Origin of the sequence: Amycolatopsis eburnea, assembly GCF_003937945.1 — a bacterium.
Classification (GTDB): Bacteria; Actinomycetota; Actinomycetes; order Mycobacteriales; family Pseudonocardiaceae; genus Amycolatopsis; species Amycolatopsis eburnea.
On sequence record NZ_RSEC01000058.1, the window covers coordinates 135,251 to 151,555 of the forward strand.

17 protein-coding genes and 1 tRNA gene are annotated in these 16,305 nt (G+C 70.5%); 7 read left to right on the forward strand and 11 right to left on the reverse strand.

From position 1 onward, the window contains the following. Positions 1 to 2 precede the first annotated feature (2 nt). Both EIY87_RS26025 and EIY87_RS26030 read left to right on the forward strand, forming a co-directional pair. Positions 3 to 1,766, forward strand: coding sequence for an ABC-F family ATP-binding cassette domain-containing protein (locus EIY87_RS26025; protein WP_125312516.1), 1,764 nt, complete (start codon positions 3 to 5; stop codon positions 1,764 to 1,766). A gap of 56 nt (positions 1,767 to 1,822) precedes the next feature. Then, positions 1,823 to 3,511 carry a fatty acyl-AMP ligase gene (locus EIY87_RS26030; RefSeq protein ID WP_125312517.1) on the forward strand — a complete coding sequence of 563 codons (1,689 nt, stop codon included), beginning with the start codon at positions 1,823 to 1,825 and terminating at the stop codon, positions 3,509 to 3,511. 61 nt (positions 3,512 to 3,572) lie between these two features. Here EIY87_RS26030 and EIY87_RS26035 read toward each other — a convergent pair whose 3' ends face one another. The 4 genes from EIY87_RS26035 to EIY87_RS26050 form a co-directional block, all read right to left on the reverse strand. Then, positions 3,573 to 3,929 carry a DivIVA domain-containing protein gene (locus EIY87_RS26035; RefSeq protein WP_125312518.1) on the reverse strand — a complete coding sequence of 119 codons (357 nt, stop codon included), beginning with the start codon at positions 3,927 to 3,929 and terminating at the stop codon, positions 3,573 to 3,575. Positions 3,930 to 4,098: 169 nt separating this feature from the next. Further along, entirely contained in the window at positions 4,099 to 4,413 is a 315-nt protein-coding gene (locus EIY87_RS49135) for a DivIVA domain-containing protein (RefSeq protein WP_125312519.1), read from the reverse strand. 21 nt (positions 4,414 to 4,434) lie between these two features. Beyond that, the gene (pth, locus tag EIY87_RS26045) at positions 4,435 to 5,028 is read right to left on the reverse strand and encodes an aminoacyl-tRNA hydrolase (RefSeq protein WP_125312520.1); all 594 of its coding nucleotides are present in this window, start codon (positions 5,026 to 5,028) and stop codon (positions 4,435 to 4,437) included. A 12-nt stretch (positions 5,029 to 5,040) separates the two neighbouring features. Continuing rightward, positions 5,041 to 5,643: a 50S ribosomal protein L25/general stress protein Ctc gene (locus EIY87_RS26050; RefSeq protein ID WP_125312521.1), complete on the reverse strand. Its 603-nt coding sequence runs from the start codon at positions 5,641 to 5,643 to the stop codon at positions 5,041 to 5,043. Between the two features lie 345 nt (positions 5,644 to 5,988). On the opposite strand from EIY87_RS26050, the gene EIY87_RS26055 reads away from it, so the two are divergent. After that, positions 5,989 to 7,104, forward strand: a complete 1,116-nt coding sequence (locus EIY87_RS26055) for a hypothetical protein (RefSeq protein WP_125312522.1) — start codon at positions 5,989 to 5,991, stop codon at positions 7,102 to 7,104. Positions 7,105 to 7,203: 99 nt separating this feature from the next. Then, positions 7,204 to 7,845, forward strand: a complete 642-nt coding sequence (locus tag EIY87_RS26060; protein ID WP_125312523.1) for an NAD(P)-dependent oxidoreductase — start codon at positions 7,204 to 7,206, stop codon at positions 7,843 to 7,845. Here the strand turns inward: EIY87_RS26060 and EIY87_RS26065 are convergent. The 5 genes from EIY87_RS26065 to EIY87_RS26085 form a co-directional block, all read right to left on the reverse strand. Further along, positions 7,829 to 8,704 (reverse strand): TIGR03621 family F420-dependent LLM class oxidoreductase, encoded by an 876-nt coding sequence (locus EIY87_RS26065; RefSeq protein WP_125312524.1) that lies wholly within the window; start codon positions 8,702 to 8,704, stop codon positions 7,829 to 7,831. The two genes, EIY87_RS26060 and EIY87_RS26065, sit on opposite strands and share 17 nt — an antisense overlap. Positions 8,705 to 8,807: 103 nt before the next feature. Further along, positions 8,808 to 9,788 (reverse strand): ribose-phosphate diphosphokinase, encoded by a 981-nt coding sequence (locus EIY87_RS26070; protein ID WP_125312525.1) that lies wholly within the window; start codon positions 9,786 to 9,788, stop codon positions 8,808 to 8,810. Continuing rightward, entirely contained in the window at positions 9,785 to 11,257 is a 1,473-nt protein-coding gene (gene glmU, locus EIY87_RS26075) for a bifunctional UDP-N-acetylglucosamine diphosphorylase/glucosamine-1-phosphate N-acetyltransferase GlmU (RefSeq protein WP_125312526.1), read from the reverse strand. The genes EIY87_RS26070 and glmU overlap by 4 nt, the downstream gene beginning before the upstream one ends. Before the next feature lie 48 nt (positions 11,258 to 11,305). Then, complete coding sequence (locus tag EIY87_RS26080) at positions 11,306 to 13,060, reverse strand: GGDEF domain-containing protein (RefSeq protein ID WP_125312527.1); 1,755 nt, start codon at positions 13,058 to 13,060, stop codon at positions 11,306 to 11,308. A 35-nt stretch (positions 13,061 to 13,095) separates the two neighbouring features. Then, positions 13,096 to 13,167: transfer RNA gene (locus tag EIY87_RS26085), tRNA-Gln, on the reverse strand. A 204-nt stretch (positions 13,168 to 13,371) separates the two neighbouring features. On the opposite strand from EIY87_RS26085, the gene EIY87_RS26090 reads away from it, so the two are divergent. From EIY87_RS26090 to EIY87_RS26100, 3 genes are all read left to right on the forward strand, one after another. Next, positions 13,372 to 14,337 (forward strand): acyl-CoA desaturase, encoded by a 966-nt coding sequence (locus tag EIY87_RS26090; protein ID WP_125312528.1) that lies wholly within the window; start codon positions 13,372 to 13,374, stop codon positions 14,335 to 14,337. A gap of 95 nt (positions 14,338 to 14,432) precedes the next feature. After that, the gene (locus EIY87_RS26095) at positions 14,433 to 15,026 is read left to right on the forward strand and encodes a TetR/AcrR family transcriptional regulator (protein ID WP_125312529.1); all 594 of its coding nucleotides are present in this window, start codon (positions 14,433 to 14,435) and stop codon (positions 15,024 to 15,026) included. Continuing rightward, positions 15,023 to 15,403, forward strand: a complete 381-nt coding sequence (locus EIY87_RS26100; RefSeq protein WP_125312530.1) for a DUF6228 family protein — start codon at positions 15,023 to 15,025, stop codon at positions 15,401 to 15,403. Before EIY87_RS26095 ends, EIY87_RS26100 begins: the two co-directional genes overlap by 4 nt. Here the strand turns inward: EIY87_RS26100 and EIY87_RS26105 are convergent. Both EIY87_RS26105 and EIY87_RS26110 read right to left on the reverse strand, forming a co-directional pair. Beyond that, complete coding sequence (locus tag EIY87_RS26105) at positions 15,396 to 15,788, reverse strand: NUDIX hydrolase (RefSeq protein ID WP_125312531.1); 393 nt, start codon at positions 15,786 to 15,788, stop codon at positions 15,396 to 15,398. The two genes, EIY87_RS26100 and EIY87_RS26105, sit on opposite strands and share 8 nt — an antisense overlap. After that, complete coding sequence (locus EIY87_RS26110; protein ID WP_125312532.1) at positions 15,785 to 16,279, reverse strand: isochorismatase family protein; 495 nt, start codon at positions 16,277 to 16,279, stop codon at positions 15,785 to 15,787. Before EIY87_RS26110 ends, EIY87_RS26105 begins: the two co-directional genes overlap by 4 nt. Positions 16,280 to 16,305 lie beyond the last annotated feature (26 nt).

Sequence of the window (16,305 nt, forward strand, 5' to 3'; positions counted from 1 at the left end):
GGATGGCCAACCTGGTCAACCTGGAGTCGGTGAGCAAGTCCTACGGGATTCGCCCGCTCCTGGACGGCGTGTCGCTCGGAGTCGCGGCCGGGCAGCGCATCGGCGTCGTCGGGCTCAACGGCGGTGGCAAGACCACGCTCCTGGAAGTCCTTTCCGGACTCGCCGAGCCGGATTCCGGGCGGGTGAGCCACGTCGGCGGCCTGCGGATGGCGGTCGTCACCCAGCGCACGGAGCTGCCGGACGGCAGCACGGTCGGCGACGTCGTCCTCGAACGCTACGGCGCCGAGCACGAGTGGGCCGCCGACGCGCGCGTGCGGTCCATTGTGGACGGACTGGGGATCACCGCGATCGGGCTCGACACCCCCACGAAGAACCTCTCCGGCGGCGAGCGGCGCCGCGTTTCGCTGGCCGCCGCGCTGACCGGGGAGCTCGACCTGGTCGTGCTCGACGAGCCGACCAACCACCTCGACGTCGAAGGTGTCCGCTGGCTCGCCGACCACCTGCTCTCGCGGCGGGTCGCGGTCGTGGTCGTCACGCACGACCGGTGGTTCCTCGACACCGTCGCGACGCTGACGTGGGAGGTCGCGAACGGCCGCGTCGAGCAGTACGAAGGCGGTTACGCCGACTGGATCTTCGCCCGCGCCGAGCGCGCGCGGCTGGCCGCGACGGCCGAGGAGAAGCGGCAGAACCTGGCCCGCAAGGAGCTGGCGTGGCTGCGCCGCGGCCCGCAGGCGCGCTCGTCGAAGCCGCGTTACCGCGTCGAAGCGGCCGAGGCGCTGATCGCCGACGTGCCGCCGCCGCGCGATTCCGTCGAGCTGCAGGCGTTCGCCAAGCGACGCCTCGGCAAAACGGTGCTGGAGCTGGAAGACACGACGTACGCGGTGGGCGAGCGGACGCTGCTCGACCACGTCACCTGGCGCATCGGCCCGGGCGACCGGATCGGCCTGGTCGGCGTGAACGGCTCGGGCAAGACGTCGCTGCTGAAGCTGCTCGGCGGCGACGTCGAGGCGTCGACCGGCCGCCGGATCGAGGGCAAGACGGTCGCGCTCGCGCACCTGCGCCAGGAGCTCGACGACCTGCCCGGCGACCTGCGCGTGCTGCAGGCGATCGAGCAGGTGGCCGGCCGCGTGGTGTTCGGCAAGCAGGAGATGACGGCGTCGCAGCTGGGCGAGAAGCTCGGCTTCCCCCAGGCCCGCCAGTGGACCCCGGTCGGCGACCTCTCGGGCGGCGAGCGGCGCCGGCTGCAGCTGTGCCGCCTGCTGATGGCCGAGCCGAACGTGCTGCTGCTGGACGAGCCGACGAACGACCTGGACATCGACACCCTGCAGCAGCTGGAAGACCTCCTGGACGGCTGGCCGGGCACGATGGTCGTGGTCTCGCACGACCGCTACCTGGTCGAACGTGTCTGCGACACGATCGTCGCCCTCTTCGGCGACGGCCGCATCACCCACCTCCCCGGCGGCATCGAGGAGTACCTGAACCGCCGCTCGGCCGCCAAGGAGGTCACGGGCCCGGCCCCCTCCGCGGCGAAGGTGGAGGCGAAGAAGTCCGCGGCGGATCTCCGGGCGGCGCAGAAGGAGCTTGGCCGGCTGGAGCGCAAGCTCGACCAGCTGCACGGCAAGGAGGAGAAGCTCCACGCGTCCTTGCTTGCGGCGGCGACGGATCCGGCGAAGCTGATGGAGCTGAACGCCGAGCTGAAGGGCGTGCAGGGCGAGATCGAGGACGTCGAAGCCCGCTGGCTGGAGACTTCCGAACTGCTGGAGTGACAGTTGTTCACGCGTTGGCACGCGAACCGTGCGGGTGTCCCAGTAATGTTCCCGCCATGAGCAGGTTCGTGGACACGCTGGTCGCCACCGCGACGGGGCGGGGACAGCAGCGGGGCATGGTCACGGGGGAGCCGACGGAGCCGGTCCGGCGGACCTGGGCCGAGGTGCACCAGGAGGCGCGGCGGATCGCCGGTGGGCTGGTGGCAGGCGGGTTCGAGCGCGGGGGTGCCGTCGCGGTGCTCGCCGCGGCGCCGGTGCTGATCGCGCCGACCGTGCAGGCCGTTTGGCTGGCCGGGGGCAGCGTCACCATGCTGCACCAGCCGACGCCGCGCACCGATCTGGCCGAGTGGGCCGAGGACACCGTGCGGGTGCTCGGGATGATCGGGTCGAACCTGGTGCTGCTGGGCGAGCCGTTCGACCAGCTCGCGCCGGTGCTGGCCGAGAAGGGCATCGGCTACCGGCTGATCAGCGACCTGACCGGCGCCGAGCCGCTCGAAGACGTCGTCGTCACCGACGAGGGCGAAACCGCGCTGCTGCAGCTGACCAGCGGGTCCACCGCCGACCCGAAGGCCGTGCGGATCACCTACGGCAACCTGTACTCCAACGTCAAGGCCATGGTCGACCGCGCGGAGTTCGACTTCGACGTCGACGTGATGGTGTCCTGGCTGCCGACCTTCCACGACATGGGCATGGTCGGCTTCCTGACCGTGCCGATGACCTTCGGCGTCGAGCTCGTCAAGATCACGCCGGTCGAGTTCCTGTCCGGGCCGTTGATCTGGCCCCGGCTGATCACCAAGTACCACGGCACCACGACCGCGGCGCCGAACTTCGCCTACGCGATCGTCGGGCGCCGGATGGCCCGCGTCGAGGACGACGACGAGTTCGACCTCTCGAAGCTGCGCATCGCCCTCAACGGCGCCGAGCCCATCGACGAAACCGCCGTCCAGACGTTCGTCGACGCCGGTGCCCGGTTCAAGATGCCGGCGGAATGCGTTTTCCCGGCCTACGGCATGGCCGAGGCGACCCTCGCGGTCTCGTTCGCGCCGCTGTTCACCGGGCTGACCCTCGACGTCGTCGAAGCCGACGCGCTCGAGGCCGACAACCGCGCGGTGCCGGTCCCCGAGGGCGACCCGCGGCGCGGCACCGACGACGTCCGGTCGTTCGCGCTGCTCGGCCGTCCGCTGGACGGGCTCGAAGCGGAGATCGTGAACGAGGCCGGTCAGCGCGTCGGCGACCGCGAAGTCGGCGAGATCCGGCTGCGCGGCGAGGCCGTGACGCCCGGCTACCTGACCATGGACGGGCCGCTGGCCACGCAGGACGAGAACGGCTGGCTCAACACCGGCGACCTCGGCTACCTGGTCGACGGCCAGATCGTCATCTGCGGCCGCCGCAAGGACGTCATCATCATGGGCGGCCGCAACCTCTACCCGACGGACATCGAGCGCGCGGCGACCTCGGTCGAAGGGGTGCGAGCCGGCAACGCGGTCGCGGTCCGGCTGGACGCGGGCAGCCGCCGCGAGCGGTTCGCGGTGGTCGTCGAGTCGAAGCTGGCGGGCGACGCCGAGGCCGAGAAGGACCTGATGAAGCAGGTCTCGGCCCGGGTCCGCGACGCGGTCGACATGCGCCCGTACGCGGTGGTCGTGCTCCCGGCGGGCAGCCTGCCGAAGACGCCGTCGGGCAAGGTCAAGCGCGCGGCCACGGCCACGCAGTTCGCGGACAAGATCAAGAAGAACGCGGACGCCTGACGCGTCGCTTTCACGTGAAAGCTCCCACCTGGAGGCGGAGCTTTCACGTGAAAGCTCCGCTCTAGCGCTGTTGGAGGCGTTCGGCTCGCAGGGTGGGCGGGGTGGCGCGCTCGGTCGTCGCCTCCGCGGGGGTGCGGGCGCCCGGCAGGTCCGGGGCGTGGCCGGTGCGCGAGGCGAGCTGGTCCTCGACCGCGTCGAGGAACTCGTCCACTTCGCGTTCGTCGTAGCCGCGCTTGCCGATCAGCGGCTTCGAGAACATCACGTGGTGCACTTCGGCGGCGGTCAGGTCGTCCTCCTCGGCGAACGTCTTGGCGATCCGCCGGACGAACTCGTCGACCTCGTGCTTCGCGTAGCCACGGCGGCCGATCGGGGCGTTACCGAAGGTGACCTCGGCGAGGTCTTCGGCGGTGAACGACATGCAACTCTCCGATTCCGGGGTTGGGCGGTGCGAACTGCCGTACACCGTCCTAGCCCGCGAACAGGCTCCCCCGGAAGGGGCGGACCCCGAAGCTCACCCCGACGGGCGGTCGCCGTCCGCCTGTGAGTGAGCCGGGACTACGCAGCGCTGTGTGGCCCGTTTCACACCGTTAGGTGCGCCCGAACCACTTCCGCGGGCCCTGCGGACGCGGCTCCTCGACCACCGGCCGCGGGTTGCGCAGCTCGACCAGCGCCGCCTCGGCCTCGTCCAGGAACAGGTCGACCTGGCCCTGGTCGTAACTGCGCATGCCGACCGGCATGATCGTGAACTCGACGTAGTGGATGTCGTCCGCGGTCAGGATGTTGCGGCCGGACAGCGCCTCGGCGATCAGGTCGAGGAACGCGTCGACCTCGTCCTCGTTGTAGCCGCGCCGGCCGAACCGGGGTTTGCCGAAAGCGATCGCCCGGACTTCGTCAGGGGTCATGGCTTCACCATCCCACCCATGTCAGCCCGCGTGGAAGGCGTTTTGCGCGGCCGCCAGGCCGGTGCCGACGAGTGCCTCGGTCGCGTCCGCGCACCGGTCCACCTCGAACGGGAGCTCCTTGCGCTCGACCGTCGAGAAGTCCTTCAGCACGAAGTCCGCCGGGTCCTGGCGGCCGGGCGGTCGGCCGATGCCGAACCGCACGCGGTAGTAGTCGCGGGTGCCGAGCGACTTCGTGATCGAGCGGAGTCCATTGTGGCCGTTGTCGCCGCCGCCGAACTTCAGCTTCAGCGCCCCGAAATCGACGTCCAGCTCGTCGTGCACCACCACGACGCCGGTCGGCGGCACCTTGTAGAACCGCGCCGCGCCGACCACCGGGCCGCCGGAGAGGTTCATGTACGACCGCGGCTTCACCAGCACGACGCGGCGGCCGGCCAGCCGGCCTTCGAGCACCTCGCCACCGGTCTTGTGCGCCTTGAACTTGCCGCCGATGCGGGAGGCGAGTTCGTCCAGCACCATGAACCCGACATTGTGCCGGTTTCCGGCGTACTGGGGTCCGGGATTGCCGAGGCCGGCGAGCAAGATCAGCTCGCCGGCCCCAGGCAGGTCTTCGGTCACGCGGTGATTCTATTATTCGGCCGCTTCGGCGGACTCTTCGCCCTCGGCGGCCTCGTCGTCGGCGGCCTCTTCACGCTGCGGCTCGTTGACGGCCACGACCAGCGCCTCCGGGTCGGTGACCAGGGTCGCGCCCTGGGGCAGCTCGACCTGGCCCGCGAGGATCTGGGTGCCGACCTCGGCGCCCTCGATCGAAACCTCGAACTGCTCCGGGATGTGCAGCGCCTCGACCTCGACCTGCAGGCTGTCGACGTCCTGGTTGACCAGGCCGCCGGGGCCGGGGTTGCCGGTGACGACGACGGGGACGTCGACGGTGACCTTCTCGCCGCGCTTGACGACCAGCAGGTCGACGTGCTCGATGTAGTTCTTCAGCGGGTGCACCACGATGGTCTTGGTCAGGGCCAGCTCGCTGGCGCCCTCCAGGTCCAGGGTGATGACGGCGTTCGAGCCGTTCTCGCGGACGACGCGGGCGAACTCGATGGCCGGCAGCGCGAAGTGCCGCGGGTCCGAGCCGTGGCCGTACAGCACGGCGGGGATCTTGCCGGCGCGACGCGTGCGACGCGCGGCGCCCTTGCCGAACTCGGTGCGCGGCTCGACGGACAGACGTACCTCGGACACGGTGTGGCACTCCTTCAAATCACGAACATGGTGCGGGAGACAGCATGCTGCGGCGGGGATGCTTGCGTTGTTCTGTTCAGGCGGTTGCGTTCGGCGGCGAGTTTCGGGCGTGCACGACAGCCGGGGCTACTCGAGCCGCCGCGTCGATCACGCCGGGCACCCCAGAAGGGCCCCGCCTCGCCGAGACAACCTCAAGAGTGTAAACCAACCTCATCACGGTGGGTTGCGGCGGGGGCACCGGCCAGGCTAGAACCCTCCTGAACCCCGGTGCGTGACGACACGAACCCGGCGGCGGGACTTCACCGGATTCAGGTGCGCTCGGGCACCGCGGGAGAGTGAGGGGCAATGCGGGCTGGACGGGGCACGGCGGTGGCCGTGCTGCTGCTGGGCGGACTGCTGGCGGGCTGCCAGGTGGCGGTCCCCGGCAGCGCCGGCGTCTCCGCGGCCGACCGGCAGACGGCGGAGCGCCGCGCCGAGCAGCGCACCGCGGTCGACGCCGCGCTGACCGCGCTGGGCCAGGCCCCCGCGGTCGCGCTCAAGGCCACGGTCAAGGGCGCCGAGCAGCAGTTCCGGGTCACCCGCGGCGGCACCGCCACCGGCGGCCTGCCGCTGGAAGGCGGGATCGTCCAGGTCACGGCCGCCGGCGGCCAGTTCTACCTCCAGGCCGACGCCGACTACTGGAAGGCGCACGCGATCGACGAGGGCACGCAGTTCGGCACGAGCTGGGTGCGCTCGCTCGGCTCCGAGCTGCCGCTGGACCCGGCGGCCCGGTTCGCCCCCGCCGCGCTCGCCGACGGCCTGCGCAAGGCGCTGCCCGGCCTCGACCGGCTGGGCGAGCCGGTCAAGCAGAAGCTCGCGGACGGGACCGAGGTCTACCAGCTCGGCGCCGCGCCGAGCGTCCTGCGCGTCACCGCGGCCAAGCCGAACCGCGTCGTCAGCTTCGCGCCGGCGCTGCTCGACCCGCAGGCCGGGCCGAAGTACGGCGCCGAGTTCCAGGTCGCCGCGCTCACCGGGGACGCGCTGAAGACGTTCCACACCGACCTCGACACCGCCGTCGGCGCGCTCGGCTCGCCGTTCGAGGGCCTGGTCCAGGCCAGCGCCGTGGTCACCAACGACAAGCTCGACTGCAAGGACTTCGTCGGCTCCTGCACGACGACGGTCGACGTCTCCACCAGCGTGGTCGGCTCGCCGGCGGGGGGCGAGAAGAGCGTCGTGCACATCAACCTCTCGGTCGAGGTGAGCGCCGACTCGCTCGGCGCGCAGACGTGCACGGCCGCGGCCGACGCCGAGCCGTACGCGACGGTCAAGATGTCCTGCACGGTCAAGTTCAAGCTGCCCAACAAGACGGCCAGCTACCAGGTGCTGTCCAAGCCGAACGCGACCGCGGAGGTCCGCGCGGCGCTCGACGCGAACGCCGTGAAGCAGAAGGTGGCCGCGGAGTTCGCCGGTCTCGGCGGCTGACCTGGACACCTACCCGGGGGTGCGTTGCTCCCGTTGAAGTACGTGATCTTCCGTTCTTAACATCGGCCGCGAAGGCCGAATTCGAACGAGGAGATTTCCATGGCCAAGCTGGTGGTTTTCGGGGCGACGGGGTACGCGGGCGGCAAGATCGGCGCCGAGGCGCTGCGCCGCGGGCACGAGGTCGTCGGGGTCTCGCGCCACGAGGGCGCGGTGCCCGAGGGCGTCGAGGCGCGGCAGGGTTCGCTGCACGACGAGGAGTTCGTCGCGCAGGTCGCGAAGGACGCCGACGTGATCGTGGTCGCGACGCCGGCCCGCGCGATCGACGGCAAGAAGCTCATCGACGCCGTGCCCGGGCTGGTCCGCGCCGCGCGCGAGCACGGCGCCCGGCTGTCGTTCGTGGGCGGGGCGTCGAGCCTGCTGGTCGCCGAGGGCGGCCCGCGGCTGTTCGACACCCCGGAGTTCCCGGCCGAGTACAAGGAAGAGGCCGGCAACCACGCCGAGGTGCTGTACCTGCTGCGCGAGCAGCCGGAAGACCTCGACTGGTTCTACGTCAGCCCCGCCGCCGAGTTCGGCGCCTGGGTCCCGGGCGAGCGCACGGAGAAGTTCCGCCTCGGCGGCGACGTCCTGCTGACGGACGAGAACGGCCGGTCCTTCATCGGCGGCGACGACTACGCGATCGCCTACGTCGACGAGATCGAGCGGCCGAAGCACAGCCGCGCGCGCTTCACGGTCGCTTACTGAGCTCCGCCAGCACCGGCGCGAACGTTTCGAGCGCCGGCTCGAACACGCTGATGTAGGTGAAGCCGTAGCGTTCGCGCCGCGCCACCAGCTGCCCGGCGATCTCCTCGACCGTGCCCAGCAACAGCTGCGGCGCGTCGAGGAGTTCGCCGGCGTCGGCGACGGTGCTCCGCTTCGTTTTTTCGTGCCACGCCTCGGCGGCCGCGCGCCGGTCGCCGGTGATTTCGACGTGCTGGACCAGCATGTTGAACTCGATTTCGCGGTGCGCTTTCCCTCGGACGTACGAAATCCGCTCGTCCATCGCTTCGGCGTTGTCGAACTTGAAGGTGCCCGGCGGTTTCCCGGGCTGCTGCCGGAGCCCGGAAAACCCGACGACGTCCGCGTGCTCCGCGGCCAGGCCGAGCACGCCGTCGCTGTTGCCCGCGATGAGCAGGCGGGGCAGCGGGATTCCCTCGGCTTCGAAGTGCTTCCGCAGGTGGACGAGGCTTTCGTCGAGGTAGTCGATCCGCTCGGACGCCTTGTGCCACGGCAGCCCGGCGGCGTCGAACTCGGCTTTCATGTGGCCGGCCCCGAGCCCCAGGTCGAGCCTGCCGTCGAGCAGCGCGGCCGTTGATGACGCTTCCCGCGCGAAGAGCGCGTGGTTGTAGAACGGCACGTTGGAAACGAGGGTCCCGAGCCGCGGCCGTTCCGTGATGGCCCCGGCCATCGCGAGCGCCGGAAACGGCGCCATTCTCCCGTTCCCGAGGTGGTCGGGCACGGTGATGACGTCGTAGCCGAGTTCTTCGGCCCGGCGGCACCGGTCGATCCACGATTTCCGGTCGCTGATTTCGCGGAGGCTGACCCCGAATGTGAATTTCCCCATGAATGGCACGTTAGCGGCGGGCGGGTGGCGGGGGGAACCGCCTTTCGCGGGCAGCGGAAAGCCCGCCCACCACGAAGGGTGAGCGGGCTTCCCGGCCGTTCTCTCAGGCGTTGCCGTCGAACAGCGAAGTCACCGAGCCGTCCTCGAAGACCTGCTGGATGGCCTCCGCCAGCATCGGGGCGATCGACAGGACCGTCAGGCCCGGGAACCGCTTCTCTTCCGGGATCGGCAGCGAGTTCGTCACGATGACCTCGCGCGCCTTGCACTGCGAGAGGCGCTCGGTCGCCGGGTCCGAGAGGATGCCGTGGGTCGTCGCGATGACGACGTCCGCCGCGCCCTCGTCGATCAGGGCCTCGGTGGCCTTCACGATCGTGCCGCCGGTGTCGATCATGTCGTCGATCAGGACGCAGAGCTTGCCCTCGACCTTGCCGACCACGCGGTTGGCCACGGCCTGGTTGGGCTTGTCCGGGTCGCGCGTCTTGTGGATGAACGCGATCGGCCGGTCGCCCAGCTGCTGCGCCCACTTCTCCGCCAGCCGCACGCGGCCCGAGTCCGGCGAGACGACCGTGATGTCGGCGTCGCCGTAGGTGGCCTTGATGTGGTCGGCCAGCACGGTCTGCGCCATCAGGTGGTCGACCGGGCCGTCGAAGAAGCCCTGGATCTGCGCGGTGTGCAGGTCGACCGTCATGATCCGGTCGGCGCCGGCGGTCTTGAACAGGTCCGCGATCAGCCGCGCCGAGATCGGCTCGCGGCCCTTGTGCTTCTTGTCCTGGCGCGCGTACGGGTAGAACGGCATCACCACGGTGATCCGTTTCGCGCTCGCCCGCTTGAGCGCGTCCACCATGATCAGCTGCTCCATCACGTACTCGTTGATGGGCGTGGTGTGCGCCTGGATGACGAAGGCGTCGGTGCCGCGGACGGACTCCTCGAACCGGACGAACAGCTCGCCGTTGGCGAACGTGTGCGCCGTCTGCGGGGTGATCGTCACGTTGAGGTGCTCGGCCACCTCTTCGGCGAGCTCCTGGTGCGCGCGTCCGGAGAAGAGCATCAGATTCTTCTTCGGCGTGCCTTGCTTCGGACTCATGCTGGCGACTCCCCGTCGGTTCCTGCTGCTGACTCGGCGTCGAGCGCGGCCTGGGCCGCTTCCGCCGCGGGCGTACCCGGCCTGCGCCGGATCGCCCAGCCTTCGATGTTGCGCTGCGGCGGCGCCGACACCGCGAGTGTGCCCGGCGGGACGTCTTCGCGGATCACGGCACCCGCTCCACTGTAAGCGCCGTCACCGACCTGCACCGGGGCGACGAACGTGTTGTCCGCGCCCAACCGGACATACGACCCGATAACGGTGCGGTGCTTGTTCACCCCGTCGTAGTTCACGAACACGCTGGAGCAGCCGATGTTGCTGTGCTCGCCGATCGTGGCGTCCCCGACGTAGGTCAGGTGCGGCACCTTCGTGCCGGCGCCGATGTCGGCGGACTTCGTCTCGACGAACGCGCCGAGCTTGCCCTTCTCGCCCAGCTTGGTGCCGGGCCGCAGGTAGGTGAACGGGCCGACGTTGACGCCGTCGCCGAGTTCGGAGTCCGACCCGTGCACGCGGACCACGGAGGCGCGGGCGCCGATGGTCATGTTCGTCAGCGTGCTGTCCGGGCCGACCGTCGTGCCCTCGCCGACCGACGTCGTGCCCTTGAGCTGCACGCCCGGCTCGATGACGACGTCACGCGAGAGGGTGACGCCGGCGTCGATCCACGTCGTGGCCGGGTCGACGACCGTGACGCCCTCGCGCTGCCAGCGCCGCACGATCCGGCGGTTGAGCTCGGCGCCGAGCACCGACAGCTGGACCCGGTCGTTGACGCCCTCGGTCAGCCACGGGTCGTCGACGACCAGCGCGCCGACGTGCAGGCCGTCGCCGTTCGCGATGCCCAGGACGTCGGTGAGGTACAGCTCGCCCTGCGCGTTGTCGGTCGAGAGCCGCGAGAGGCCGTCCCGCAGCACGGCGGCGTCGAACGCGTACACGCCGGAGTTGATCTCGGTGATCTCCGCCTGCTCCGGGGTGGCGTCCTTGTGCTCGACGATCCCGGTGACCTTGCCCGCCGCGTCGCGCACCATGCGGCCGTAGCCGGTCGGGTCGGCGACCACGGCGGTGAGCACGGTGACCGCGTTCTTCGCCTCGATGTGCTCCTCGAGCAGGGCGCGCAGGGTCTCGGTGTCGAGCAGCGGGACGTCGCCGTAGCTGACGAGCACGGTGCCGGTCAGGTCGGCGGGCAGGGTGGCGAGCGCGCAGGACACGGCGTGGCCGGTGCCCTTCTGCTGGTCCTGCACCGCGGTGCCCACCGCGCGGCCGAGGGCGCCTGCGACCTGGGCGAGGTGCTCGCCGACGGCTTCGCGGCCGTGGCCGACGACGACCACGAGGTGCTCGGGGTCCAGCCCGGCGGCGGCCCGGACGGCGTGCTCGACCAGGGGACGCCCGGCGATCGGGTGCAGCACCTTGGGCGTCGAGGAACGCATGCGGGTGCCCTCACCCGCGGCGAGGATCAACGTGCTCAGCGGGCCGGTCAACGGCGCTCCCAACGGTAACCAGAAAGTGGCTTCTGTCGGGCACCGATCCTAACTGTGCTCGTCGGCGTCCCACGCGGGGTCGGTCGGAGGGGCCTCGGCCGCCCACGCGGCCGCCGGGTCGGCGGCCATCGAGTTCGCCGACGCCACCTGGTTGCCGCCACCGCGTTTCGCCTGGTACATGGCCGCGTCCGCGCGGGCGAGGACCTGCTCGCCGCGCTCCTGCGGCCGCAGCGAAACGAGCCCGATCGACAGCGTGACGCCGTGCGAGAGGTGGTGCGGCAGGCCTGCGACGGACTTCACGGCCCGGCCCAGCGCCATCTTCGCCGCGGACGCCGGCGTGCCCGGCAGCAGCACGATGAACTCGTCGCCGCCGTAGCGCGCCACCAGGTCGTCCCCGCGCAGGGCGTCACGGAGCGTGCTCGCGACGACACGCAGCACGTTGTCGCCTTCGGCGTGCGACTGCTTGTCGTTGACGCCCTTGAAGCCGTCGAGGTCGACCAGCGCGACGGCGAGCGGCTGCGCGTCGGCCGACGAGGCGAGCTGGCGCAGCTTCTCGTCCAGCGCGCGCCGGTTCGGCAGGCCGGTGAGCGGGTCCTGCAGCGCCTGCTGGGTGATGGCGCCGTGCTCGGCGGACAGCCGTTCGTGCTCCCGGCGGGCGTTCAGCGTGGCGATCTGCGACTCGCGCAGGCTCCACATCTCGGTCTCGAGGCGGGTCGCGTAGTCGATCAGCGACTGGCTCGCGCCCGATGCGTAGTCCGGGCTCGTGTCGAGCCGGGCCAGCTCGCGGGCGATGTTGAGCCGCATCGACGGCTGCGAGGTGTCGTCGCCGAGGAATTCGCGGGCCGAGCGCAGCACGTCGAGGGCCTCTTCGCGGCGGCCGCCCTTGTCCAGGCAGCGGGCCAGCGCGATCGCGACGATCTCGCGTTCGCCCGGGTAGCCGGTGCCTTCGTGCAGCTGCCGGAGCCGGTCGATCTGGTCGGTGGTCGGGTTGTGCAGCGCCTGCGCGGCGGCGAGGACGCCCACCTGGTCGACGGCCGGGACGTTCGCCCGCCGCGGGAACAGCGACTCGGTGAACGGCCCCTCGGCGGCGACGGCCATGGACGCGGCCGTGCGGAACTTCTCGGCGCTCTCGTCGTACTCGTCGATCCGCTCCAGCCGCAGGCCCCAGCCCAGCAGCATCTTGACGCGGTTCATCAGCTGCAGCGTGATCTCGTGCGGGCTCGCGCTCTCGCGGATCGCGCTCGCGGCGCGGCCGATGACCTCTTCGGCGGCCTCGTAGACGCCGAGCTGGTTCAGCACGATCCAGCAGTCGTTCAGCGTCGACCACAGCATCCGGTTCCAGGCGCGGATGCCGACCTGCCGGTTCGGGATCGCGGAGTCGTCGAGGATCGCCAGCGCGCGGGCGATCTCGGTGAGCGCGGGGTCCTCCTGCGCGGCGATGACCAGCCGGCGCCCGCGCAACGCGTGCGCGTCGGCCCGCAGCAGCGCGAGGCCGTGCCGCCGGGTGTGCGCGAGCATCTCGTCGAGCCGCGGCTCGGCCTCGGCGGCCAGGCCCTTGGTGATCAGCCGCGCGATGGCGGACGCGCGCAGCAGCTGCGCGACCATGGTCGGCTCGCCGCGGCGCTGGGTCTCGTCGAGCAGCTCGTCCATCAGCTCGACGATCTGGAGCTGCTGCGTGTACTCCTGCCGCTGGACGGCGGCGATCAGCTCCCGCGCGCGCCCGACGAGCCAGGCGTCGGACATCTCGGCCAGGGCGGGACGCCTGGCCGCCACCGGGTCGGTCGCCTCGTCGGTCAGCGCCAACCTCCCGGTCTCGTGGGTTTCCGGTCCTTCTGCTGCTCCGCCGCCAGGATTCGAACCTGAACTGTCAGAACCAAAATCTGAAGTGCTGCCGATTACACTACGGCGGATCGATCCTGGTCAGGATAGCGACGATCGGGTGTCGTCCGCGCGGGGGATGCGTTAGCGGCCCGTCCGCCGGGTACCCGGGTTCGAACGACCGGTGTGTGGGTTCGGGCACTCCCCAGGGGCCCGAACCTCCTGTACCGTAACTTACGGCATCGTAGGTTAGGTCACCCTTCGTAAGGGCGCCAGTGTAGGAAGAAGTGAAGCGTATGACGGCCACGCTCGACCGTTCTCAGCCCGCCGGGGATCCGCCGGCGGCGAAGGGGCCCAAGCCCGTCATCGACGGCAAGCGCGGAATCGGCGTCCAGCTGTCGGTCTACTTCGGCGTGATCGCGCCGCTGGTGGCACTGCTGGTCGCGGTGCCGTTCGCCTGGGGCTGGGGACTGAGCTGGGTCGACGTCGGCATCTTCGTGGTGTTCTACGCGATCAGCGGGCTCGGCATCACGGTGTCGTACCACCGCTACTTCACGCACGGCTCCTTCAAGGCCAAGCAGTGGCTGCGCGTGTTCATGGCCATCGCGGGCAGCATCGCCCTGCAGGGCCCGGTGATCACCTGGGTCGCCGACCACCGCCGCCACCACGCGTTCTCCGACCGCGACGGCGACCCGCACTCGCCGTGGGCGTTCGGCACCTCGCCGTGGGCCATCGCGAAGGGCTTCTGGCACGCGCACATGGGCTGGCTGTTCGAGCGCGACCAGACCAACGCCGAGCGCTTCGCCCCGGACCTGGTCAAGGACCCGGCGATCAAGAAGGTCGACGACCTGTTCTGGCTGTGGTCGCTGGTCAGCCTGCTGCTGCCGGCGCTGCTGGGCGGGCTCATCTCGTGGTCGCTGTGGGGCGCGGTCACCGCGTTCTTCTGGGCGGGCCTGGTGCGCATCTGCGTGCTGCACCACGTGACCTGGTCGGTCAACTCGATCTGCCACATGATCGGCGAGCGCCCGTTCGCCGCCCGCGACAAGTCGGCCAACTTCTGGCCGCTGGCGATCTTCTCGTTCGGCGAGTCGTGGCACAACCTGCACCACGCCGACCCGACGTCGGCCCGCCACGGCGTCAAGCGCGGCCAGATCGACATCTCCGCGCGGCTCATCTGGATCTTCGAGAAGTTCGGCTGGGTGCACGACGTCCGCTGGCCGACGCCGCAGCGCCTGGCCCGTATCGCGACGGAAAAGGGCTAGTCAACTAGGCTGCCACGGTGGCGGGGAGACGACGTTCGAAGCGAGAGCAGCAGGTCACCGGGGCACGTCCGGCCGCCCCGGTGACGAGGGTGCGGATGACCGGCAGCGAACGGCGCCGTCAGCTGCTGAACGTGGCCAGGGCCCTGTTCGCCGAGAAGGGCTTCGACGGCACGTCGATCGAGGAGATCGCCCACCGCGCCAACGTGTCGAAGCCGGTGGTGTACGAGCACTTCGGCGGCAAAGAGGGCATCTACGCGGTGGTCGTCGACCGCGAAACCCAGCTCCTGCTGGACCGCATGGTGTCCACGTTGCACGGCGGCCACCCCCGCGTGATGCTCGAACAGGCGGCGACGGCGTTGCTGTCGTACGTCGAGGACTCCCACGACGGGTTCCGCATCCTGGTGCGGGATTCGCCGGTGGCGAGTTCGACGGGGACGTTTTCGACGGTGCTGAACGACATCGCGAGCCAGGTGGAGCACATCCTGGCCCAGCAGTTCGCGGCGCGGGGGTACGACGAGAAGCTGGCGGCGTTGTACGCCCAGGCGCTGGTGGGGATGGTCGCGCTGACCGGCCAGTGGTGGCTGGACGCGCGGAAGCCGAAGCGGGACGAGGTCGCGGCTCATCTGGTGAACCTGGCTTGGAACGGGCTGTCCCACCTGGAGCACAAGCCGAAGCTACGGCTGGGATGACGCTTGTCGTCCCGGGGGCGGGCGTGACGCTGACCCTCGTGGACTTGGACCGGTCCGAACGCGACCTGGTCTGGTTCACGGCCCGGGCGGAAGGCGACGGCCTGTCCGCCGAGGTGAGCGTGGAGACCCTCCACGGCGACAGCCTCGACACCTTCGCGGCGGGCCTCGACCGGGACTTCCGCGGCTGGACCGGCACGCGAACCTGGACGTCGTTCCGCAGCGACCTCGAACTGAGCGCGGCGCACACCGGGCGCGTGGTCGAACTCGTGTGGACGCTGCGCCGTCACGGGTGGGAGTGCACGGTCCGGACGCCTGTCACGCCGGGCGAGGAGCTGCGGCGGTTCAGCGCGGACGTGGCGGAGTTCCTCGTCAGCTGAGCCGGCCGGTGTCGTGCAGGTGGTCGAAGATCAGCTGGGCGACCAGGGAGACCCGCGGCCGGTCCGCGTGGGTGAGCCAGGCGATCTCCTCGATTTCGCTGCTGGCCTTGAGCGTGCCCGTGTACTCCGCCGTGTAGGCCGTCGTCCGGACCAGGGTGCCCGCCGCTTTGCCGTGGGCCTGGCCTTCGAACGTGCCGGCCGGGGTGATCGTCGACGGGGTGATCTCGACGTCCAGCTCTTCGCGGATTTCGCGGACCAGTGTTTCGGTGTCCGATTCGCCCGGCTCGCGTTTGCCGCCCGGCAGGTAGAACTTGTCCTTGCCCCGGGAACGCGCGGCCAGGACCCGGCCGTCCACGACGTGCAGCCAGGCGACCTTGTCGATCACGACAGCACCTCGTCGGTCGTCGTGACCGTGCCGAGGCGGGGGAAGATCTTCGTGATCGCGTTCTCGTGGGAGAGGTCGGAAAGCGCTGTCATCGCGTCGGAGACCGCCACCGTGTCGTAGCCGTGGTCGGAGGCCGCGCGCAGGGTCGACTCGACGCCGAACTCCGTCGCGATGCCGCCGAAGAACACCGTGCGGACGCCCTTGCCGCGCAGGTACTCGTCCAGGTCGGTGCCGGCGAAGCCGCCGATCGTGTACTTCGTGACGATCTTGTCGTCCTGCGCGTCGAAGACCAGCTCGCTGCCGGGCGGGTTGTCCGGGCGGGACACCTTCACGATCACCACCGGCGCGCCGGCTTCGCGGAAGGCGTTCCGCAGGCGCAGGGCGTTCCGCACCACGTCTTCGCCGCGGTGGGGCGTGGTCGGCAACGCCACGATCCGCTCCTGCAGGTCGACGAGCACGAGTGCGGACGTGGCCGGATCGATCTTGGTCATGCCCCGATCCTAGGCACTAGGGTCGG